The following is a 4199-nucleotide window of genomic DNA, read 5'->3' as shown; positions in this document are numbered from 1 at the left end:
GTGCACATCTCGAACGTGCACGCCCGCGAGCCCTTCCGCGACCATTCCTACGTCTCGCCGGTCGCCACCGCGGTGATCGCCGGCGCGGGCGTGCTCGGCTACGAGCTCGCGCTGCGGGTCTGCGCCTCGCGCACCTGACCGGTCGCGGTCGCCCGACGACCGACACCGGTCACGGGGCGCGCAGCGCCTCCAGCTCCTCGCGCAGCACCTCGGGGAACTGCAGCGGCAGGAAGTGCGTCCCCGGGAGCCGCACGAGCCGGGCCCCCGGGATGCCGTCGGCGAGCGCCACCATGTCCTCGACGGGCGCCATCGTGTCGAACTCCCCGGCGACCACGGTGACGGGCACGTGGAGGTCGTCGACCGGGATGGCCGGCTCCTCCCCCGCCGCGAGCACCATCTTCGAGAACCAGGTCCAGTCGTGGTGGGAGAACTCCCGGGCGACCTCGGCGAGGGTCTGCAGCGGCGCGGGCGCGAAGGCGGTGACCCCGGACGCGTCGAGCCCCCGCGGGAGCAGCGAGATCAGCCCCGCGACGGGGGGCCCGACCAGCCGGAGCGACCACGCGCTCGCCTTGGACAGCCCGCGCGAGACCGCCGCCGGCGTCCAGCTCGGGCCGACCCGGAACCCGCCCCCGGCCACCCCGCCGAGCACCAGCAGCGACGCCACCCGCTCCGGGAACCGGCGGGCGAACTCGAAGGCGACCGCCACGCCGATCGACCAGCCCACCACCGCGGCCCGGCCGATCCCGGCCGCGTCCATGACCGCGATCATGTCGTCGACGTGGTCGGCGATCCGGATCCGCTGCGGGTCCTGCGGCCGCTCGGAGCCGCCGAGCCCCCGGTGGTGCCAGGTGACGGCCCGGGGCGTCCCGGGCCCGGGGCGGCCGTCGCCCCCCAGGAACGGCCAGGCGGCGGGGCTCGCGCCGAGCCCGTTCGAGATCACGACGGGGACCCCGGAGCCCGCCGGCCGGCCGTTGTCCCACCAGCGGATCCGGGTGCCGTCGGGCGCGACGACGTCGTCGAGGTGGGGCATCACGACAGGCTAGCCACGGGGCGCGGTCACGACGCCTTGGTGCGCTCGCGGATCTGGTCCGCGGACAGGTAGGCGTCGGCACCCTCGAAGTCCTCGACGGTGCCCTTGCGCCCGGAGAGGAACCCGATGCGCAGAAAGTCGTCCCCGCCGAACAGGTGCAGGATCCAGTTCGCGATCACCCGCATCCGGGTGCGCATCAGCGGCAGCGCGAACAGGTGGTACCCGCGGGTCACCATCTGCGCGGTGGCGCCCTTGAGCTCCAGCCCGAGGGGGTGCGCCACCGCCTGCGTGCCGCCGAGGTCCACGACGAGGCCGAGGTCGTGGTGCTTGTACTGCGTCAGCGGGCGGCCGTGCAGCGAGGCGACGACGTTGTCCGCGGCGGTGGTCGCCATCCGCGAGGCGTGCTGGGCGGTGGGCGGGCAGATGGCGTCGTCGCCGTCCTGGGTGAGGTCGGGCACCGCCGCGCAGTCGCCGAGGGCGAAGACCCGCTCGTACCCGGGGAGCTGCAGGTCCGCACCGACCTTGACCCGGCCGCGGACGAGGTCGACGTCGAGGTTCTTCACCAGCGGGCTGGAGGTCACCCCGGCGGTCCACACCAGCGTGCGGGTGGGGAGCTTCGTGCCGTCGGTGAAGGTCACCTCGGACTCGGTGACCTCCTCGACCCCGGTCTCGAGCTTGATCTCGATCCCGCGACGGCGCAGCAGGTCCAGGGCCTGCTCGCCGAGGCGCCGGCCGAGCTCGGGCATGAGACGCGGCGCGATGTCGACGAGGGTCCAGCGCAGCAGGCCCGGCTCGATCCGGGGGAAGCGCTTGAGGGCCGACTCGGTGAGCAGCTGCATGCAGGCCGCGGTCTCGGTGCCGGCGTAGCCGCCGCCGACCACCACGAACTGGCAGCGCGCGGCGCGCTCGGCGTCGTCGGTGGAGGCGTTCGCGAGCTCGAGCTGGGAGAGGACGTGGTCGCGTAGATAGGCCGCCTCGGCGAGGTTCTTCATCCCCAGCGCGTGCTCGTCCAGGCCCGGGATGTCGAACTTGCGGGTGACGCTGCCCGGCGCGAGCACGAGGCGGTCGTAGGGCAGGTCGACGACCTCGCCGGAGATCTTGCGGACGACGCAGGAGGAGTTCTCGAGATCGACCCCGACGACGGTGCCGGGGAGGCGGTGGGCGCGCTTGATCGCCCGCGGCAGCGACACCGTCACCGACTGCGTGGTGAGCACACCGGCGGCGATCTGGGGCAGCAGCGGCAGGTAGAGCATGTAGTCGTTGGGACTCACCACGACGACCTCGACGTCGCCCCGGTCGATCTCGGCGCGCAGCTGCTTCTCCAGGCGCTTCACGCACTCCAGGCCGGCGAACCCTGCGCCGACCACGACGATTCGTTCCTGGGCCATCCCCGGACCTCCGTCTGGTGGGTCGACATCACACCGCCACGGGCTGTCCCGTGGCGTCCCTGGCGCGCAAGATGCCCCGCGTCGTCGGTCATGACACTCTCACGGCGCGCCACGGCCGAGCTGTGCTCGGACTCACGGTCGCCGGCCACGACACCCCCCACGACGACGGGAGTCCCGAGTGAGTGCCGTGCTGTTCACCGGGTTCCCCGGCTTCCTCGGCTCCGCCCTCCTGCCGCGCACGCTGCGCCGCGAGCCCGACGCCCGGGCGGTCGCCCTGGTGCAGCAGCGCTGGCTCGGGCGCGCCCGCGAGGCGCTCGCGGAGATCGAGCGGGACGACCCGGCGATCGCCGGCCGCACCGACCTCGTCGTCGGGGACATCACGACGCCGGGGCTCGGGCTCGACGAGGCCGTCCGGGCGCGGCTGCTCGACGGCCCGCTGGAGATCTTCCACCTCGCGGCGGTGTACGACCTCTCGGTGGCCGCGGAGATCGCGTGGCGCGTGAACGTCGACGGCACCCGCAACGTCGTGGCGCTCGCCCGCGCCGCCGCCGACGGGGCGGGCCTGACCCGGCTGCAGTACGTCAGCACGTGCTATGTCTCGGGCCGCTACGACGGGATCTTCTTCGAGGAGGACCTGGAGCTCGGCCAGCCGTTCGCCAACCACTACGACCACACCAAGCACGAGGCCGAGCGCCTCGTCGCGAAGGCGCGCGACGCGGGCCTGCCGGTGACGATCTACCGGCCGTCGGTCGTGGTGGGCGACTCGGTCACCGGGCGGACCCAGAAGTTCGACGGCCCCTACTACGTGCTGCAGCTGATCCTGCGCCAGCGCGGCACGGCCCTGATGCCGCTGCCGGCCGGCGCCGACCGGGTGGCGTTCAACCTGGTGCCCTCCGACTTCGTCGTCGACGCCATCGCGGCGCTCGCGGGGCACGACGCGGCGACCGGCCGGACCGTCGCGCTCGCCCAGCCCGATCCGCCGACCGTCACGCAGATGTGCGCGACCTTCGCCGAGCAGGCCGGGCGGCGGCTGCGGACCGTGCCGACGCCGACCGGGCTCGCGGCGTTCGGGATCGACCACGTCCCCGGGGTCGGGCGGCTCTTCAAGGTCCCCTCGAGCACCCTGGAGTACCTCACCCACCCGACGCTCTACGACACCGAGGCGACGACGGCCCTGCTCGGCCAGGTCGGGGTGCGGTGCCCGTCGTTCGCCGAGCACGTCGGCCCGATGGTCGAGTTCTTCCGCGAGCACCCGGACGTCGGCAGCGCCGCGATGGTCTGACGCCGCGCCGGTCCTCACCGACCCGCCGGGTACCCTCGGCGCCGTGCCGGCTCGCGGGACACGGATCGCACTGATCGACTCCGGCCTCGGCATGCTCCCGACGGCCGGGTGGCTGCGCCACCTGCGTCCCGACGTGCACCTGGACCTGTGCATGGATCCCGACGGCATGCCGTGGGGACCGCGCGCGGGCGAGTGGATCGTCGAGCGGGTGCTGTGGGTGGCCCGGCTCGCGGTCGCCCGCGGCGCCGACGCCGTCGTCGTGCCGTGCAACACCGCGAGCGTCACCGCCCTGGTCCCGCTGCGCGCCGAGCTCGAGCCCCGCCGGCCCGTGGTCGGGACCGTCCCCGCCGTGAAGCCCGCGGCCACCGCGGGCGCGCCGTTCGGCATCTGGGCGACCGAGCGGACCAGCGCCAGCGCCTACCAGGCCGACCTCGTCGCCCTCTTCGCGACGCCGGGGCAGGCCACGACGGTGCCGTGCCCGGGGCTCGCGGACGCCGTC

The 4199-nt window shown here is 74.3% G+C and carries 5 protein-coding genes; 3 read left to right on the top strand and 2 right to left on the bottom strand.

Annotation, left to right across the window (positions count from 1 at the left end; genetic code table 11):
- A partial coding sequence (locus tag AC0CYZ_RS28730; protein WP_472221525.1) for a type II 3-dehydroquinate dehydratase occupies positions 1 to 138 on the top strand: 138 nt, incomplete at its 5' end.
- A gap of 31 nt (positions 139 to 169) precedes the next feature.
- Here the strand turns inward: AC0CYZ_RS28730 and AC0CYZ_RS28725 are convergent.
- Positions 170 to 1030 carry an alpha/beta fold hydrolase gene (locus tag AC0CYZ_RS28725; protein ID WP_472221524.1) on the bottom strand — a complete coding sequence of 287 codons (861 nt, stop codon included), beginning with the start codon at positions 1028 to 1030 and terminating at the stop codon, positions 170 to 172.
- 26 nt (positions 1031 to 1056) lie between these two features.
- The gene (locus AC0CYZ_RS28720) at positions 1057 to 2418 is read right to left on the bottom strand and encodes an NAD(P)/FAD-dependent oxidoreductase (protein ID WP_472221523.1); all 1362 of its coding nucleotides are present in this window, start codon (positions 2416 to 2418) and stop codon (positions 1057 to 1059) included.
- A gap of 178 nt (positions 2419 to 2596) precedes the next feature.
- Here AC0CYZ_RS28720 and AC0CYZ_RS28715 point away from each other — a divergent pair, with 178 nt between their 5' ends.
- On the top strand, positions 2597 to 3700 hold the full coding sequence (locus AC0CYZ_RS28715) for an SDR family oxidoreductase (RefSeq protein ID WP_472221522.1): 1104 nt from the start codon (positions 2597 to 2599) through the stop codon (positions 3698 to 3700).
- 43 nt (positions 3701 to 3743) lie between these two features.
- The coding region (locus AC0CYZ_RS28710) for a glutamate racemase (RefSeq protein ID WP_472221521.1) at positions 3744 to 4199 on the top strand (456 nt) is incomplete at its 3' end.

The organism is Actinomycetospora sp. (assembly GCF_055612215.1).
Note: the sequence above shows the minus strand (reverse complement) of the source record. Positions and strands in the feature narration are given on the sequence as shown.

What these genes read in the sequence shown, in the direction of transcription:
- AC0CYZ_RS28725 (WP_472221524.1), bottom strand. Translation starts at nt 1,030, where the DNA reads ATGCCCCACCTCGACGACGTCGTCGCGCCCGACGGCACCCGGATCCGC.
- AC0CYZ_RS28720 (WP_472221523.1), bottom strand. Translation starts at nt 2,418, where the DNA reads ATGGCCCAGGAACGAATCGTCGTGGTCGGCGCAGGGTTCGCCGGCCTG.